This is a genomic window from Pseudomonas sp. B15(2017), from assembly GCF_002113215.1.
GTDB lineage: Bacteria > Pseudomonadota > Gammaproteobacteria > Pseudomonadales > Pseudomonadaceae > Aquipseudomonas.
The window spans coordinates 33,580-50,383 of sequence record NZ_NEJZ01000011.1 but is presented as its reverse complement, the minus strand read 5'-3'; the positions used below and the strand labels follow the sequence as shown (position 1 = coordinate 50,383).

Below are 16,804 nucleotides of genomic sequence, written 5' to 3'. Positions count from 1 at the left end.
TTCAAACCTTACCTTGTGTTTATAAGGGCGTTGTTGAAACGCCGGCCGCAGCGTAGTTCTGATTGACCGTCATCTGCCTGGCAATCTGCGAAATCTTCGTCGCGTAGTTCGGGTCGGTCGCATAACCGGCCTTCTGCAATTCGCGTACAAACTGTTCTGGGTTATCGGCCGCCTTGAGCACATCTTGATAGCGATTATTGCTCTGCAGCAAAGTCACCAGATCGTGGAAGCTGTCCTTGTACGAGGCGTAGGAACGGAACTCGGCCGTCTCCTTGACCATCTGCCCATTGCGGAATTCGCTGGTGATCGCCCGGGCCGAATCGCCCTTCCAGTTGCTGCTGGCCTTGATGCCGAACAGGTTGTGACTGCTGCTGCCGTCCTGGGCGCGCATGACCGACTTGCCCCAACCGGTTTCCAGCGCAGCCTGAGCCACCAGATAACGCGGATCGACGCCAATGCGTGCGGCGGCTTCCTGCGCCATCGGCAGCATGGTGTTGACGAATTGGTCAGCGTTGCTGAACGCGCGTTTGGCCGGCGCCAGCGGAATCTGCGCCATGGCGCGACCGTAAATCTGCATCTGTCCGCCGGAGGCCTTGTCCGCCTCGGCGCGGGCCAGCCAGTCGCCGTTGTACAGCGGGCCGGAACCGGTGACAGCGGCAGTCGTGGTGCGTTGCGGCAATTGAGTGGCCGCTGCCGGCGTGGCCGACGGCACCAGGCCTGCGAGCAAGCGATCCGCCAGTTTCGGCGGCAACGCCAGACGACGCTGGTTGATCATTTCCATGTCGTTGCGATGGGTCAGTTCGGTGTTCGGCGCATGCACCGAACGCGACGCCCACAACGGACGCTCGCCATTGAGTCGCGACAACGGGCCATGGGTGGCCACGGTGCCAGCGGCAATCGGCGTTTCCACCGCAGCGGCCCTGGCCAGCGCTTCCTGCTGCTTGGCAGCGGACGCGGCCGCAGCCTCGCCCGGCGCCATCGGTTTGTTCTTCGACATCTGCTTTATCAGCACGTCGGCCAGGCCAATGCCACCGCCCTCGCGGGACATGGAGACCGCCAGTTGCTGGTCATACATTTCCTGGTATTGCTTGGCGGCCGGCGTGTTGAGCGGGTTGTCCTGGCCCAGCGCCTCGGTGGCCGAACGCATCGACTTGAGCATTTCACCGAGGAACAGCGATTCGAATTCCTGCGCGACCTTGCGCATGTTCGCATCGCTGTTCTTGTCGCCGACCTTCAGTTGATTCAAGCGATTGAGGTCGGAGTACGAGCCCGAATCGCTGCTGCTGACCAGACCGCTTTTGCGCATATCCATGGTCGCGGTCCTCAGATCACGATCAGGTCGGCTTGCAACGCGCCGGCCTGCTTCAGTGCTTCGAGGATCGCCATCAGGTCACCCGGCGCTGCGCCGACCTGGTTCACCGCCCGCACGATCTCGTCGAGGGTGGTGCCCGGGCCGAACTTGAACATCGGCTTGGCTTCCTGTTCGGCATTCACCCGCGAGCGCGGCACCACGGCGGTCTGGCCGTTGGACAGCGGACCCGGCTGGCTGACGATCGGGTCTTCGGTGATGGTCACGGTCAGGCTGCCGTGGGTCACGGCGGCTGGCGATACCTTCACGTTCTGGCCGATGACGATGGTGCCGGTACGCGAGTTGATGATGACTTTCGCCACCGCCTGACCCGGATCGACTTCGAGGTTTTCCAGGATCGACAGGTAGTCGACACGCTGGCTCGGATCGAGCGGCGCGGTCACACGAATGGAACCACCGTCGATGGCCTGGGCGACACCAGGGCCGAGCATGTCGTTGATCTTGTCGACGATGCGCTTGGCGGTGGTGAAGTCGGAACGGTTGAGGTTCAGCGTCAGGCTGTTGCCCTGGTTGAACCCGCTCGGCACCGAACGCTCGACCGACGCACCGCCAGGGATGCGACCGGCCGACGGAACATTGACGGTGATCTTCGAACCGTCACGACCTTCGGCATCGAAACCGCCGACCACCAGGTTGCCCTGGGCGATGGCGTAGACGTTGCCGTCGATACCCTTGAGCGGAGTCAGCAACAGAGTGCCGCCGCGCAGGCTCTTGGAGTTACCGATAGACGACACGGTGATGTCGACCTGTTGACCCGGTTTGGCGAACGCCGGCAGATCGGCACTGACCGACACCGCCGCGACGTTTTTCAGCTGCACGTTGCCCGATCCCGGCGGCACTTTGATACCGAACTGCGAGAGCATGTTGTTGAAGGTCTGCAGGGTGAACGGGGTCTGCGTGGTCTGGTCGCCGGTGCCGTTGAGGCCGACCACCAGGCCATAGCCGATCAACTGGTTGGAACGCACGCCGGAGATGCTGGCGATATCTTTCAGCCGCTCGGCGTGGGCACCAAAGGCTGCGGACATCAACGCCGCAGCGAGCATGAGGCTCTTGAAATTCAACGTAGCCACCTAGAAAGGGAACAGCGGGCTGAGGAAGAAACGGTCGAACCAGCCTGGCTGACTCGCATCGGCGAACGAACCGGTGCCCGAGTAGGTGATGCGCGCATCGGCAACCCGGGTCGACGACACGGTGTTGTCAGTGGCGATGTCATCGGCGCGCACGAGGCCGGCGATCCGCACCAGCTCGTCGCCGGTGTTGAGGGTCATCCACTTCTCGCCACGCACGGCGATGATGCCGTTGGGCAAGACATCGGCGACGGTCACGGTGATCGAGCCGGTCAGGGTGTTGCCCTGTGCGGCCTTGCTGTCGCCCTTGGTTGCGCGGTCGCCGCTGTAGCCGACGTCCAGGCTCAGATCGTTACCGCCCAACGGGTTGTTGGTGGTGCCACTGCCGCCGAACAGCGACGTCAGGCCGATGCCGGTCTTGCTGTTCTTGGCCACCTGCGAGTTGGCGTTTTTGCTGGCCTGGGTCTTCTCGTTCAGGGTGATGGTGATGATGTCACCGACCCGGAACGCCTTGCGGTCGCTGTACAGGTTCTGCTCGAAACCGGCCTGATAGATCGAGCCGTTGTTGGCGGCCGAAGGCAACGGTGTGCGCGGCAACACCGGGGCGTAGTAAGGATCATTGGGCTTGGGCGTCGGGGCGACGCAGCCCGCGAGCGAGACGACCCCACTCAATGCCACAACAGATACAAAGCGCTTCATGACCCTTACCTCACGGTGTTGCAGGCGACCTCATGGCCGCCTCATAGACTTGATTACAGATTCTGCGTTACGAACGAGAGCATCTGGTCGGCGGTGGAGATCACCTTGGAGTTCATCTCGTACGCACGCTGAGTGGTGATCATGTTGACCATCTCTTCCACGGTGCTGACGTTGGAGGTTTCCAGGGTGTTCTGCAGGGTCGTACCGAAACCGTTCAGGCCCGGAGTACCGACTTGCGGTGCACCGGAAGCGGCGGTTTCCAGGAACAGGTTGTTGCCCACCGCTTGCAGACCGGCCGGGTTGATGAAGTCGGCGGTTTGCAGGTTGCCGATCACTTGCGAAGCGGCGTTGCCGGCAACGGTGATCGACACAGTGCCGTCACGGCCCACAGTGAAGGTCTGGGCGTTGTTCGGGATGACAATCGCCGGCTCCAGGGCGAAACCACTGGCGTTGACGATCTGACCGTTGGAGTCGAGGTGGAAAGTACCGTCACGGGTATAGGAAGTGGTGCCGTCCGGCTGCAGGATCTGGAAGAAACCGCGACCGTCGATGGCCATGTCCAGCGGCTGCTCGGTGGTCTGCAGGCTACCGGCGGTGAAGTTTTTCTGGGTGCCGACGATGCGCACACCGGTACCCACCTGCAGACCCGACGGCAGTTCGCTGTCCTGGGTCGACTGGGCGCCTGGCTGACGCTTGATCTGGTACAGCAGGTCCTGGAATTCGGCGCGGTCACGTTTGAAACCCGTGGTCGACACGTTGGCCAGGTTGTTGGAAATGGTGGTCAGGTTGGTGTCCTGGGCGGACAGACCGGTTTTGGCAACCCATAGAGCCGGAAGCATTCGATTCTCCTCGTGCGCCTGTTTTACGGCGCGACGTTCTGATAATTAGCTGATCTGCAAGACCCGAGCCATGGCCTGGTCATCGTCTTTGGCGGTGTTCATCATCTTGACGTGCAATTCGAACTGCTTGGCCAGGGCCAGCACCGACGTCATTTCTTCCACGGCGTTGACGTTGCTCGACTCCAGGAAACCCGACACCAGTTTGACGTTGGCATCGGCCGGCGCAGGCTGGCCGTCCTTGGTGTAAATCGAACCGTCCAGGCCCTTGTTCATGTTCTTGATGTCCGGGTTGACCAGCTTGATCCGGTCGACTTCGGCCATGACGCGCGGACCTTCGCCCATCGCACGGATACTGATGGTGCCGTCTTCACCGACTTCCACCTGCTGTTCCGGCGGCACGGCGATCGGCCCGCCATTGCCCATGACCGGCATGCCGTTGCCGGCACGCAACACGCCGAGGGCATCGATATTGAGGCTGCCGGTGCGCACGTAGCTTTCCCCGCCATTAGGGTTCTGCACGGCGATCCAGCCGTTGCCCGACACGGCGACGTCGAGGTCGCGTCCGGTCTGCACCAGCGAGCCCGGCGTGAAGTCGGTGGCGGGCCGTTCGCTCATGGCAAACGCACGCGCCGGAAAGCTGTCACCAAACACCGGCATCGAACGCGCCTGCTCCAGGTCGCGCTGAAAACCATTGGTGGAGATGTTCGCCAGGTTGTTGGCATGAGCCTTTTGCGCCAGTGCGTTCTGGCTGGCGCCGGTCATTGCCACATAAAGGTACTTGTCCACACTCTTTCCTCTGCATGCCGGACGTTTGCCGCCCACCGCTGTACTGCTGAGCCATAAGCAATTTGCAGACCAACTTTTTTCTGGCGGCCAAGGGCCCGGTAAACAAAGGACTTGAGGGATTTTGCGGGAAGGAGGGAAATGTATCGAAGACGAAAAACCGGCGGTGTCATGCCGCCATGTGGCAAGGCATTACCTTTTCACTGCCTATAGCGCCGCCTTCGCGAGCAAGCTCGCTCCCACAAGGTCTGCCGCCAAATGAAGCTTTACTGTGGGAGCGAGCTTGCTCGCGAAGAGGCCATAACAGACATACATCTGCAGGCTATGACTCCGCCTTGCCGACTTCGTATTCACGCAGCTTGTTGGCAATCGTGGTGTGCGAAACCCCGAGCCGCTTACCCAGTTGCCGGCTGCTCGGGTGTTCGGAATACAGTCGCTCCAGCACCGCTTTCTCGAAGCGCCCGACAATCTCGTCCAGCCCGCCTTCGAGGGAGAAATCGCCAAGCGGCTGACGCACACCATAATCCGGCAGGCGAATATGCTCAGCCTTGACCGTGCCGCCGTCGCACAGCGAAACCGCCTGGAACAGCACGTTCTCCAGTTGCCGCACGTTGCCCGGCCAATGGTAGTGACTGAGCCGGTCCATCGCCGCCGGCGCCAGTTTCGGCAGCGGGCAACCGATCTGCCGGCTGGCCTGATCGAGAAAGTGCTCCACCAGCGGCGTCAAACCGTCGAGACATTCGCGCAGTGGCGGAATGTGCAGCGACAGCACGTTCAAGCGGTGATACAGATCCTGGCGAAACTCGCCGCGTGCGCACAGCTCCGACAAGTCGACCTGGGTTGCACAGATCACCCGCACATCCAGGTAAACCTCTTCATCACTTCCCACGCGACGGAAGCAGCCGTCCTGCAGGAAGCGCAGCAATTTCACCTGCAAGCGCGGGCTCATTTCGCCAACGCCATCGAGGAACAGCGTGCCGCCCGCCGTCAGTTCCAGTAGCCCGAGCTTGCCTTCGGCCCGCGCCCCTTCAAAGGCACCGGGGCCGTAGCCGAACAGCTCGGTCTCGGCCATCGACTCCGGCAGGCCCGCGCAGTTGAGCGCCATCAACGGCGACTGACCACGCGGACTCGCCAGGTGACAGGCCCGCGCCAGCAATTCCTTGCCGGTGCCGGTTTCACCTTCAATCAGCAGTGGCGCATCCAGCGGCGCCATGCGTCGTGCTTCGCGCACCACCGCCGCCATCACTTTCGAGCTCTGGAAGATGCTGTCGAAGCCACGCAACTCCTGCTTGCGCACGTTGTAGATGCGCTCGCCGACACGATCCGCCCGGTGCAAGGTCAGCACGGCACCGGCCATGGCCTCGCTGTCGTCGTGCTCCGACTGCAGCGGCGCAATGTCGGCCAGAAAGATGTCGCCCTTGACCTTGACCCGCATGCCATTGATTCGCGATTTATTGGCGCGCACCAGCTCCGGCAGGTCGAAATCTTCGGCGTAACGCGACAGTGCAATTCCCGGCACCTCGTCCACTCGCACCCCGAGCAACTGCGCCGCCGCCCGGTTGGCCGCGACGATGGAACCGCCCATGTCGATCGACAGCACCGGAAACTCGAGCGCGCCGAGCAGCGCATTCAACTCCATATGCCGCCGTTCGCTGGGCATCAGCCCTACCCGCTTGACGCCGAACACACCGGCGATGGCCTCGAACTTGGGTCGTAGCGCCTGGAACTGAATGTTGATCAGGTTCGGGCAATGCAGATAGATCGCGTTGCCGTGCTCACCGCCGACCTCGCCCCGGGCGACGTTGATCCCGTACTCCACCAGCAAGTTGAGGATGTCGCGCAGGATGCCGATGCGGTTCTGGCAGTGGACTTTGATACGCATATAAAGGCCCGACAAAGAAAGGATTGACACAATCCCTGCGAGAGCGAGCTTGCTCCAACAGGTTTTTGCCGCGCACCTTGGGCTCTTTTTCTGCCTGGGCGCGCAAATAGTCGTCAAGATTATGTGACAGCCATCGACCTTTTCAAACCCGGCAGTCGGCACAAACACGACGCATCGCCCGAAGCGTAACGAAAATTTTACGAATTATAGAGACTTTTCCTACTCGCCCGATCTTCAACCTGCTGCAACAACGAACGTTCCGGGGTATTTCTCAGTCCATCGAAGGACATAACAAGAACGAAATTCCCCTCGCAGGAGAGCAGTATGAAGCAGACGCAATACGTGGCCCGCGAGCCCGATGCGCAAGGTTTTATCGACTACCCCGCCGAAGAGCACGCGGTGTGGAACACGCTGATCACCCGCCAGATGAAAGTGATCGAGGGGCGTGCGTGCCAGGAATACCTGGACGGTATCGAAAAACTCGGTCTGCCCCACGACCGCATTCCGCAACTGGGCGAGATCAACAAGGTGCTCGGCGAGACCACCGGTTGGCAGGTCGCCCGCGTCCCCGCGCTGATCCCCTTCCAGACCTTCTTCGAATTGCTCGCCAGCAAGCAGTTTCCGGTGGCCACGTTTATTCGCACCCGTGAAGAACTGGACTACCTGCAAGAGCCGGACATTTTCCACGAGATCTTTGGCCACTGCCCGTTGCTGACCAACCCGTGGTTCGCCGAATTCACCCACACCTACGGCAAACTCGGCCTGCAGGCGACCAAGGAAGAACGCGTTTATCTGGCGCGCCTGTACTGGATGACCATCGAGTTCGGCCTTGTGGACACCCCGCAAGGCAAACGCATCTACGGCGGCGGAATCCTGTCCTCGCCAAAAGAAACTGTTTATTCGCTGTCGGACGAGCCCGAGCATCAGGCTTTCGATCCGCTGGAAGCCATGCGCACCCCATACCGCATCGACATCCTGCAGCCGCTGTATTTTGTCCTGCCGAACCTCAAGCGCCTGTTCGACCTGGCCCACGAAGACATCATGGCCATGGTCAAGCAAGGCATGCAGCTGGGTCTGCACGCACCTAAGTTTCCGCCAAAACCAAAAGCCGCGTGACCCGCGACTTTTGCTTACAAGTGAGTCTGTCAGTCGTCGCCACTTTGGTTTAGCGTGGCGACATTGACCGCCAATATAAAAAACACCTTCAGATTTCAGGAAGTCCACCATGTCCACTTTGAACCAAGCCCACTGCGAAGCCTGCCGTGCCGATGCCCCACAAGTCAGCGATGAAGAATTGCCGATCCTGATCAAGCAGATCCCTGACTGGAATATCGAAGTACGCGACAGCATCATGCAGCTGGAAAAAGTCTTCCTGTTCAAGAACTTCAAGCACGCCCTGGCGTTCACCAACGCCGTCGGCGAGATCTCCGAGGCCGAAGGTCATCACCCGGGCCTGCTGACCGAGTGGGGCAAAGTCACCGTGACCTGGTGGAGCCACTCGATCAAGGGCCTGCACCGCAACGACTTCATCATGGCCGCACGCACTGACGAAGTGGCCAAGACCGCAGAAGGACGCAAGTAATGCACTTCGACGCCATCGGCCGGGTGCCCGGCGACCCGATCCTCGGCCTGATGGAGGCCTACGCGCAGGATTCCAACCCGCGCAAGTTCGACCTCGGCGTGGGCGTCTACAAGGATGCCCAGGGCCTGACGCCGATCCCCGAGGCGGTGAAAATCGCCGAAGCGCGGCTGGTCGAAAGCCAGGACACCAAGACCTACATCGGTGGCCACGGCAATCCACTGTTCGGCAAAGTCATCAACGAGCTGGTGCTCGGTGCCGATTCGGCACTGATCGCCGAGCAACGTGCCGGCGCCACCCAGACCCCGGGCGGCACGGGCGCCCTGCGTCTGGCAGCGGACTTCATCGCGCAATGCCTGCCGGGCAAGGGCGTATGGCTGAGTAACCCGACCTGGCCGATCCACGAAACGATTTTCGCGGCCGCCGGCGTCAAGATCAGCCATTACCCGTACGTCGGCAGCGACAACCGCCTCGACGTCGAGGCAATGCTCGCCGTGCTCAACGAAGTGCCGAAGGGCGATGTGGTGCTGCTGCACGCGTGCTGTCACAACCCGACCGGCTTCGATCTGAATCACGAAGACTGGCAGCGGGTGCTGGAGGTGGTGCGCCGCCGCGATTTGCTGCCGCTGATCGACTTTGCCTACCAGGGCTTTGGCGACGGTCTGGAGCAGGATGCGTGGTCGACCCGACTGTTTGCGGCCGAGCTGCCCGAGCTGCTGATCACCAGTTCCTGCTCGAAGAACTTCGGCCTGTACCGCGACCGCACCGGTGCGTTGATCGTCAGTGCGAAAACCGCTGACAAGCTGATCGACATCCGCAGCCAGCTGGCGCACATTGCCCGCAACCTGTGGTCGACGCCACCGGATCACGGCGCAGCTGTCGTCGCCACGATCCTCGCCGACCCGGAGCTGAAACGCCGCTGGGCCGACGAAGTGGAAGCCATGCGCTTGCGCATCGCCCAGTTGCGCAGCGGCCTGGTGGAAGCGCTCGAGCCGCACGGTCTGCGCGAGCGCTTTGCGCACATTGGCGTGCAGCGCGGGATGTTCTCCTACACCGGCCTGTCGCCGGAACAGGTGAAAAACCTGCGCGAGCATCACAGCGTGTACATGGTCAGCTCGGGCCGGGCCAACGTCGCCGGGATTGATGCAACGCGTCTTGACCTGCTGGCCGAAGCGATCGCCAACGTCTGCAAATAACCCGCCCGCTGATCCTGCTCACTCCCACGTTGATCGTTCCCACGCTCAGCGTGGGAATGCCTCAATGGACGCTCCGCGTACGCTTTGGCAGGGGCGCGGAGTGTCCCGGCTGCATTCCCACGCTCTGCGTGGGAATGATCTGGCGCACTCATCGCGAGCAGGTTCGCCCCCACACTTGCCCTGCGTCACCCTGTCGCACTTGTCTAGACAATCCCGCCCGTCGAAACAGATGGATTTAAAAATCTGTTTGTCACTTTTCCTGCTGTATCCTGCGCAGGCTTTCTGAAAGCGCGGATCTACCAGATCTATCAACAGACTTAGCGAGGAGCGCAACCATGCACGAGATTCCGAATCTCCCCTTCCCAAGCCTGCACGTACCTGAGCAGACGACCACGCAACAAGCCGGTGCCCAACAGCCCGAGCCGAAAGAAGCCGCCGAGAGCCGTCCGGCCGACAGCGAAGAGTAAGCAACACCCGCCGTACAGACCGTGTGGAAAGCGCTAACATGCGCTTTCCACACTGCCTGAAACCTGAGCCTGCCATGACCGACGAAACCTTTAACGAACAACAGGCTGAAATCCTAATCGGCGCCACCGAGAAGATGATCGAGATCTGGAGCCGTCTCTCGCCCGAGAAACAGGCTGCACTGCTCGCCCGTTTCGGCAGCGAAGAAAACGCACTGGCCGCACTGGTCACCACGCAATTGGTCGCCCCGGCCAAATAGTTTTACTTTTCCCCGCCCCAGACGCGTCCGCATCGGTATCATGAGCAGCCTATCTATTCTGCTCTTCCCGTGGATCGTAATTCATGTCGTCCTCTATGCCAGAACCCCAGCGCCCGCTGGCAGTCACGTTGCAAGTCGTTTCCATCGTCCTGTTCACCTTCATCGGCTACCTGAACATCGGCATTCCGCTGGCGGTGCTGCCAGGTTATGTCCACAGTGACCTGGGCTTCGGCGCGGTCATCGCCGGGCTGGTGATCAGCGTGCAATACCTCGCCACCCTGCTCAGCCGTCCGTATGCCGGCAAGATCATCGACAACCAGGGCAGCAAACGGGCGGTGATGATTGGTCTGGCCGGTTGTGGCTTGAGCGGTGTGTTCATGCTGATTTCGGCATGGACGCCCAACCTGCCGTTGCTGAGCCTGATCAGCCTGTTTGCCGGCCGTCTGGTGCTGGGCAGTGCGGAAAGTCTTGTTGGCTCAGGCTCGATCGGTTGGGGCATCGGCCGCGTTGGTGCCGCCAACACCGCCAAGGTCATCTCGTGGAACGGCATTGCCAGTTACGGCGCACTGGCGGTCGGTGCGCCGCTGGGGGTATGGCTGGTCAGCCGTTTTGGTCTGTGGAGCATGGGCGTGAGCATTCTGCTGCTGGCCACGCTGGGGCTGTTGCTGGCCTGGCCGAAAACCGCCGCGCCGATCGTGGCCGGCGAGCGCCTGCCATTCATGCATGTGCTTGGGCGGGTATTCCCCCACGGCTGCGGACTGGCGCTGGGCTCGATCGGCTTCGGCACCATTGCCACCTTCATCACCCTGTATTACGCCACGCAGCACTGGGACAACGCCGTGCTGTGCCTGAGCCTGTTCGGCGCCAGCTTCATCGGTGCGCGACTGCTGTTCGGCAACCTGATCAACCGCCTCGGCGGCTTTCGCGTGGCGATTGCCTGCCTGTCGGTGGAAACCCTGGGCCTGTTGTTGCTGTGGCTGGCGCCGGACGCGCATTGGGCATTGGCCGGTGCGGCATTGAGCGGTTTCGGTTTCTCACTGGTGTTCCCGGCGCTGGGCGTGGAAGCGGTGAACCTGGTACCGGCCTCCAGCCGAGGCGCAGCGGTCGGGGCCTATTCGTTGTTCATCGACTTGTCGCTGGGTATCACCGGACCACTGGCGGGAGCGATTGCGGCGGGCTTCGGTTTTGCCTCGATCTTCCTGTTCGCCGCCCTCGCGGCGCTGAGCGGTCTGGCGCTGAGCGTCTATCTCTACCGCCACACGGCGAAATACCGCGAAGACTAGAAATCCACCTTGCCGCGCCCGGCCTTGATGCTGGCGCGCTTGGTCTTTGATTCAAGCCGACGTTTCTTTGAGCCCAGCGTCGGCTTGGTCGGCCGGCGCTTCTTCTCGACCTTGGTGGCGCTGAGAATCAGCTCGGTCAGACGCTCCAGCGCATCGGCGCGATTCTGTTCCTGCGTGCGGTACTGCTGGGCCTTGATGATCAGCACCCCGTCACTGGTAATGCGACTGTCGCGCAGCGCCAGCAGCCGTTCCTTGTAGAACTCGGGCAAGGACGAGGCGCGAATGTCGAAGCGCAGATGCACGGCGCTGGAGACCTTGTTGACGTTCTGCCCGCCCGCCCCTTGGGCACGGATGTACGTCAGTTCGATCTCGGCATCCGGCAGATGCACGTTGTTGGAAATCACCAGCATGGAAAAGCGTCCGTATTCAGAACCCGCAGGATACCGCGAAAGCACAAAAAACCCGGCACTTGGCCGGGTTTGTTGTTTTTGCAACGACGCTTACTTGGCAGCGTTCGTGGCGTGCAGCACCTGTTGTGCACCGCGCTTGTTCTTGATCACATAGCAGACCCACATGAACACCACCCACACCGGAATCGCGTACACCGAGACCTGAATGCCCGGGATCAGCAGCATCACGCCGAGGATGAACAGAACGAACGCCAGGCAGATGTAGTTGCCGTACGGGTACCACAGCGCCTTGAACAGCGGCTTCTGGTTGGTCTTGTTCATGTGCTGGCGGAACTTGAAGTGCGAGAAACTGATCATCGCCCAGTTGATCACCAGCGTCGCAACCACCAGCGACATCAGCAGTTCCAGCGCGTGCTGCGGGATCAGGTAGTTGAGCAGCACGGCCACCAGGGTCACGGCTGCCGACGCCAGGATCGAACGCACCGGCACGCCGCGCTTGTCGATCTTCGCCAGCGCTTTCGGCGCATCACCCTGCTCGGCCATGCCCAGCAGCATGCGGCTGTTGCAGTAGGTGCCGCTGTTGTAAACCGACAATGCGGCGGTCAGCACCACGAAGTTGAGGATATGCGCGGCCGTGTTGCTGCCGAGCATCGAGAACACCTGCACGAACGGGCTGCCGCTGTAGGAATCGCCCGAAGCGTTGAGGGTTTCCAGCAGGCTGTCCCATGGGGTCAACGACAGCAGGATCACCAGTGCGCCGATGTAGAAAATCAGGATCCGGTAGATCACCTGGTTGATCGCTTTCGGGATCACGGTTTTCGGTTTGTCGGCTTCGGCTGCGGTGAAACCAAGCATTTCCAGGCCGCCGAAGGAGAACATGATGATCGCCATGGCCATCACCAGACCGCTGACGCCGTTCGGGAAGAAGCCGCCGTGGGACCACAGGTTGCTCACCGCCGCCTGCTCGCCGCCATGGCCGCTGACCAGCAGGTAGCTGCCCAGGGCGATCATGCCGACGATCGCCACGACTTTGATGATCGCGAACCAGAATTCGGCTTCACCGAAGACTTTGACGTTGGCCAGGTTGATCGCGTTGATCAGCAGGAAGAATGCAGCCGCGGTGACCCAACTCGGGATCTCCGGCGCCCAGTAGTGGATGTATTTGCCGACCGCAGTCAGCTCCGACATGCCGACCAGGATGTACAGGATCCAGCAGTTCCAGCCCGACAGGAAGCCGGCGAAACCGCCCCAGTATTTGTGCGCAAAGTGGCTGAAGGAACCGGCCACCGGCTCTTCGACGATCATTTCACCGAGCTGGCGCATGATCATGAAGGCGATGAAGCCGCAGATGGCATAGCCGAGGATCATCGACGGACCGGCGGATTTCAGCACCCCGGCCGAGCCGAGGAACAATCCGGTACCGATCGCGCCACCGAGGGCGATCAGTTGAATATGGCGATTTTTCAGGCCGCGTTTCAGCTCGCCTGATTGCGAGTTTTGTCCACTCATGAAAAAGGTCTCACGCAAGGTTTGATGATGTTCAGTAGACGTTGCTGCAAGGTGGCGATTTCAGCCAACCTTGATCAAACCCCAGCGCAGGCACCAGGAATTCAGCTTTTTTACAACGGTCATGCGTCACCTGTTTGTTTTTATCTGTGACGAAATCGAACCCGACACGCTTGTGACGCGGCGGAGTGAACAAGGCGGATAAACCTTGAGGTTTGCGCGATTACGCAGAGGGTCACAGTTAAAACGCGGCGCATTGTACACCGCTAACCCCCTGCTGCCAGACCTCGCCGGATCAGCGTGTCGGTTGCCGGGATTGCATGTGTCCACCCCGGGAAGCCCGGGCGGCTGCAAAAATTGAGTCAGGCCTTTGCAGGCCATCGGCGTGGACGATGGAAAATCCGCCCCACGTGGAGAAGTGAAAATGGATAACGGCGTTCATTGCGCCTCCTTCTTGTTATGCACCTGCACGACAGGCATGCAGCGCATCTCACCCTCCAAACGACACTGAAACAAGCGCGCAAGAGCACCGCGCAACACCCGGCGGGGCTGGTTCCGGCAGATTTTCCTTACAGCTGGACACAAGCTCCCGAGTCACGGGGCGGCGACGGCTTTTTCGTAAATATTCTCTGACAGCGCGTAACGTAAAGTTTCCAATCCAGACCCATCCAAGCCGTGCCCGGCGACTGACGTTAGCTGGCTAACTATTTGAAAGGCGTCAGGTTTTTTTTGTTTTAAAACAAGAAAAAACACCTCAAAAAAAGAAATAAAAAAATCAAAAAAAACGCCAACTCCAAGAGTTGGCGTTTTCTGTTTCAGCTTGAAGCTTGCCGCTCGAAACTTGCAGCTGCCTTATTCCGGCTTCTTGCGACCGAAACCCGGACGCTGGCCGGAACCGGCCGGTGCACCACGGCGCTTGCCCGATGGCTTGTCATCGTCTGCCAGCTTGATGCCTGGACGTTTCGGCGCCGGCTTGGCCGGGCGCTTGGTGTCGGCTGGACGATCCGCCACCGGCGTACCGCGACCTTCGCCACGCTCGGTTCGGCCATTGGCCGGACGTGGAGTGCGTGGGCCGCGCTCGCCATCCGGACGTGCTGCCGGTTTGCGACCTGGACGCTCGCCTTCGATCTGCGGCTCCCGGGCCGGACGCGGACCGGCGCCAACCGGCGCACCGTTGGCCGGACGCAGCGTGCGTACGCGCTCGGTACGGGCCATCGGACGCGACGACTTGCGCTGCATGCGGTCGAGCTTGTCTTTGCTCTTGGCGTTCAGTTGCGGCATGGCCACCGGGGTCAGGCCGACTTCAGCGCTCAGCACGTCGACTTCGTACTGGCTCATTTCGCGCCAACGGCCCATCGGCAGGTCGGAGTTGAGGAACACCGGGCCGAAACGCACACGCTTCAGGCGGCTGACCACCAGGCCCTGGGATTCCCACAGGCGACGTACTTCACGGTTACGACCTTCCATCACCACGCAGTGATACCAGTGGTTGAAGCCTTCGCCGCCCGGCGCCTGTTGAATGTCGGTGAAACGCGCCGGGCCGTCTTCCAGTACCACGCCGGCCTTCAGGCGCTCGATCATCTCGTCGTCGACTTCGCCTCGTACACGTACCGCGTACTCACGATCCATCTCGTAGGACGGGTGCATCAGGCGGTTGGCCAATTCACCGTCGGTGGTGAACATCAGCAGACCGGTGGTGTTGATGTCGAGACGACCGATGTTGATCCAGCGACCTTCTTTCGGACGCGGCAGCTTGTCAAACACGGTCGGACGGCCTTCCGGGTCGTCACGGGTGCAGATCTCGCCATCGGGCTTGTTGTACATGATCACGCGGCGAACCGACTCGGCGGCTTCTTCGCGCTTGATGACCTTGCCATCGATGGTGATGGCGTCGTGCATGTCGACACGCAGGCCCAGGGTGGCGTCTTTGCCATTGACCTTGATCCGGCCCTGGCTGATCCAGGATTCAACATCGCGGCGCGAGCCAACGCCGATACGGGCGAGGACTTTCTGCAGCTTTTCGCCTGCTGGGCCGATTTCCTGGTCGTCTTTCTGCTTGATGTCACTCATCTGGGCACCTCCCGGTGTGGTCTGTTCAGCGGCGCTGAGAATTGAGCTGCTGAAGCGTTGAAATCTGGGTTTTCGGGCGAAGGGATCGCCGAAGGGTCGCGAATCATACGCGGATGTGGCCGCGCGCGCATCAGAGACTAGTCGATCAGGGCAAGGTTATTTCTTTTTCCGCCGACCGGTGGCCCCGAGCTTGATCAGACGCAGCGCGGCTTCGGCCAGTACGGTGCGCTTGTCGTCCTTGTCGAGTTTCTTCCAGGCCCGGATCTCGCGCTTGCTGCGGCCGCAACCGACGCAGATGTCGTCGCTGAACTTGCAGACGTTGATGCACGGGTCTTTGGTCAAGCTCATGCTCAATCCTCGAACTCGCGACGTTCGGCTTCGATGGCTTCGGCCAGGGCGCGGGCTTCGGCTTCCTCTTCGCTCAGTTCTGCCTCGGCGGCAGGTTCTGATGCTGGCTGTTCCAGACGGGCGACGGCAGCCAGCAGTTTTTCCCGGGCTTCGGCCACGCCGAGCACATCGTCTTGCTGCTCAGGCTCGGGCTCGGGCTCGGATTCGGATTCGGATTCGGGCTCATGCGCAAATTCAGGCTCAAATTCAGATTCAGGCTCACCCTCGTCCGGCGGCTCGACCGGATCGGATTCAAACCCCGTCGGCATGGATTCGGCGCCCGCGCCGTCACGCAGCAAGTCGTCGAAGTCGGTCTTGATCCCCTCCTCCATGCTGTCCAGCTCCAGCAGCAGGGTGTGGAAACTGGTTTCTTCCTTCGGTTCTTCCGGCTCGGCGCTGGCGTCGGCCAGTTCCTGCAAGCCCGGCGGCACCGGGGCGTCGTCGAAGTCGAGTACCGGATCGGCCTCCATTTCGCGCAGCTCGGCCAGTGGCGGCAGTTCGTCGAGGCTTTTCAGATTGAAGTGATCAAGAAACAGCTTGGTGGTGGCAAACATCGCCGGTTTGCCAGGCACGTCGCGGTAACCAACGATGCGGATCCACTCACGCTCCATCAGCGTCTTGACGATGTTGGTGTTGACCGCCACGCCCCGCACGTCCTCGATTTCGCCCCGGGTGATCGGCTGGCGATAGGCGATCAGCGCCATGGTTTCCAGTAGTGCCCGGGAATAGCGCTGCGGACGCTCCTCCCACAAGCGACCAACCCACGGCGCGAACTTCTCGCGGATTTGCAGGCGATAGCCGGAGGCGACTTCCTTGAGCTCGAACGCCCGGCCCTCGCAGGATTTGCCGAGCAGGGTCAGGGCTTTCTTGAAAACCGGCGGTTCCGGGCGTTCACCTTCTTCGAACAGTTCATACAGGCGCTCAAGGGATTGCGGCTTTCCCGAGGCCAACAGAAAGGCTTCAAGCAGGGACGCCAGCTCGCGGGGTTCAGTCAGATTCATATCGGGACT

The 16,804-nt window shown here is 61.1% G+C and carries 17 protein-coding genes; 6 read left to right on the top strand and 11 right to left on the bottom strand.

Translation table 11 applies throughout. The features are described from left to right. Positions 1-19 precede the first annotated feature (19 nt). From flgJ to CAF73_RS17095, 6 genes are all read right to left on the bottom strand, one after another. Positions 20-1,312 (bottom strand): flagellar assembly peptidoglycan hydrolase FlgJ, encoded by a 1,293-nt coding sequence (gene flgJ / locus CAF73_RS17120; protein ID WP_085703329.1) that lies wholly within the window; start codon positions 1,310-1,312, stop codon positions 20-22. A gap of 11 nt (positions 1,313-1,323) precedes the next feature. Next, a complete protein-coding gene (locus tag CAF73_RS17115; RefSeq protein WP_011333019.1) occupies positions 1,324-2,412 on the bottom strand; it encodes a flagellar basal body P-ring protein FlgI in 1,089 nt (362 codons plus the stop codon). Between the two features lie 27 nt (positions 2,413-2,439). After that, positions 2,440-3,135, bottom strand: a complete 696-nt coding sequence (flgH, locus tag CAF73_RS17110) for a flagellar basal body L-ring protein FlgH (RefSeq protein WP_085699519.1) — start codon at positions 3,133-3,135, stop codon at positions 2,440-2,442. A gap of 53 nt (positions 3,136-3,188) precedes the next feature. Next, positions 3,189-3,974, bottom strand: a complete 786-nt coding sequence (flgG, locus tag CAF73_RS17105; protein WP_007958342.1) for a flagellar basal-body rod protein FlgG — start codon at positions 3,972-3,974, stop codon at positions 3,189-3,191. 45 nt (positions 3,975-4,019) lie between these two features. Further along, positions 4,020-4,760, bottom strand: coding sequence for a flagellar basal body rod protein FlgF (locus CAF73_RS17100; RefSeq protein WP_007958343.1), 741 nt, complete (start codon positions 4,758-4,760; stop codon positions 4,020-4,022). 319 nt (positions 4,761-5,079) lie between these two features. After that, entirely contained in the window at positions 5,080-6,639 is a 1,560-nt protein-coding gene (locus tag CAF73_RS17095; RefSeq protein WP_085699521.1) for a sigma-54-dependent transcriptional regulator, read from the bottom strand. A gap of 324 nt (positions 6,640-6,963) precedes the next feature. On the opposite strand from CAF73_RS17095, the gene phhA reads away from it, so the two are divergent. The 6 genes from phhA (at position 6,964) to CAF73_RS17070 (ending at position 11,421) form a co-directional block, all read left to right on the top strand. Beyond that, positions 6,964-7,755 carry a phenylalanine 4-monooxygenase gene (gene phhA, locus CAF73_RS17090; protein WP_039765515.1) on the top strand — a complete coding sequence of 264 codons (792 nt, stop codon included), beginning with the start codon at positions 6,964-6,966 and terminating at the stop codon, positions 7,753-7,755. Positions 7,756-7,864: 109 nt separating this feature from the next. After that, positions 7,865-8,221, top strand: coding sequence for a 4a-hydroxytetrahydrobiopterin dehydratase (locus CAF73_RS17085; RefSeq protein WP_003222798.1), 357 nt, complete (start codon positions 7,865-7,867; stop codon positions 8,219-8,221). After that, positions 8,221-9,414, top strand: coding sequence for an amino acid aminotransferase (locus CAF73_RS17080; RefSeq protein WP_085703328.1), 1,194 nt, complete (start codon positions 8,221-8,223; stop codon positions 9,412-9,414). Before CAF73_RS17085 ends, CAF73_RS17080 begins: the two co-directional genes overlap by 1 nt. A gap of 335 nt (positions 9,415-9,749) precedes the next feature. After that, entirely contained in the window at positions 9,750-9,881 is a 132-nt protein-coding gene (locus tag CAF73_RS30490) for a hypothetical protein (protein WP_256574703.1), read from the top strand. Positions 9,882-9,955: 74 nt separating this feature from the next. Further along, a complete protein-coding gene (locus tag CAF73_RS17075; RefSeq protein ID WP_085699525.1) occupies positions 9,956-10,138 on the top strand; it encodes a hypothetical protein in 183 nt (60 codons plus the stop codon). A gap of 95 nt (positions 10,139-10,233) precedes the next feature. Next, positions 10,234-11,421 carry an MFS transporter gene (locus CAF73_RS17070; protein ID WP_176247745.1) on the top strand — a complete coding sequence of 396 codons (1,188 nt, stop codon included), beginning with the start codon at positions 10,234-10,236 and terminating at the stop codon, positions 11,419-11,421. Here CAF73_RS17070 and arfB read toward each other — a convergent pair. The 5 genes from arfB to scpB form a co-directional block, all read right to left on the bottom strand. Further along, entirely contained in the window at positions 11,418-11,831 is a 414-nt protein-coding gene (arfB, locus tag CAF73_RS17065; RefSeq protein WP_085703326.1) for an alternative ribosome rescue aminoacyl-tRNA hydrolase ArfB, read from the bottom strand. The genes CAF73_RS17070 and arfB overlap by 4 nt on opposite strands. A 90-nt stretch (positions 11,832-11,921) precedes the next feature. Next, positions 11,922-13,340, bottom strand: coding sequence for an amino acid permease (locus CAF73_RS17060; RefSeq protein ID WP_085703325.1), 1,419 nt, complete (start codon positions 13,338-13,340; stop codon positions 11,922-11,924). Positions 13,341-14,189: 849 nt separating this feature from the next. Then, positions 14,190-15,407 carry a 23S rRNA pseudouridine(2605) synthase RluB gene (rluB, locus tag CAF73_RS17055; RefSeq protein WP_085699533.1) on the bottom strand — a complete coding sequence of 406 codons (1,218 nt, stop codon included), beginning with the start codon at positions 15,405-15,407 and terminating at the stop codon, positions 14,190-14,192. Positions 15,408-15,563: 156 nt separating this feature from the next. Further along, positions 15,564-15,755, bottom strand: coding sequence for a DUF1289 domain-containing protein (locus CAF73_RS17050; RefSeq protein ID WP_085703324.1), 192 nt, complete (start codon positions 15,753-15,755; stop codon positions 15,564-15,566). A gap of 2 nt (positions 15,756-15,757) precedes the next feature. After that, positions 15,758-16,795 carry an SMC-Scp complex subunit ScpB gene (gene scpB / locus CAF73_RS17045; RefSeq protein ID WP_085703323.1) on the bottom strand — a complete coding sequence of 346 codons (1,038 nt, stop codon included), beginning with the start codon at positions 16,793-16,795 and terminating at the stop codon, positions 15,758-15,760. Between the last annotated feature and the right edge of the window lie 9 nt (positions 16,796-16,804).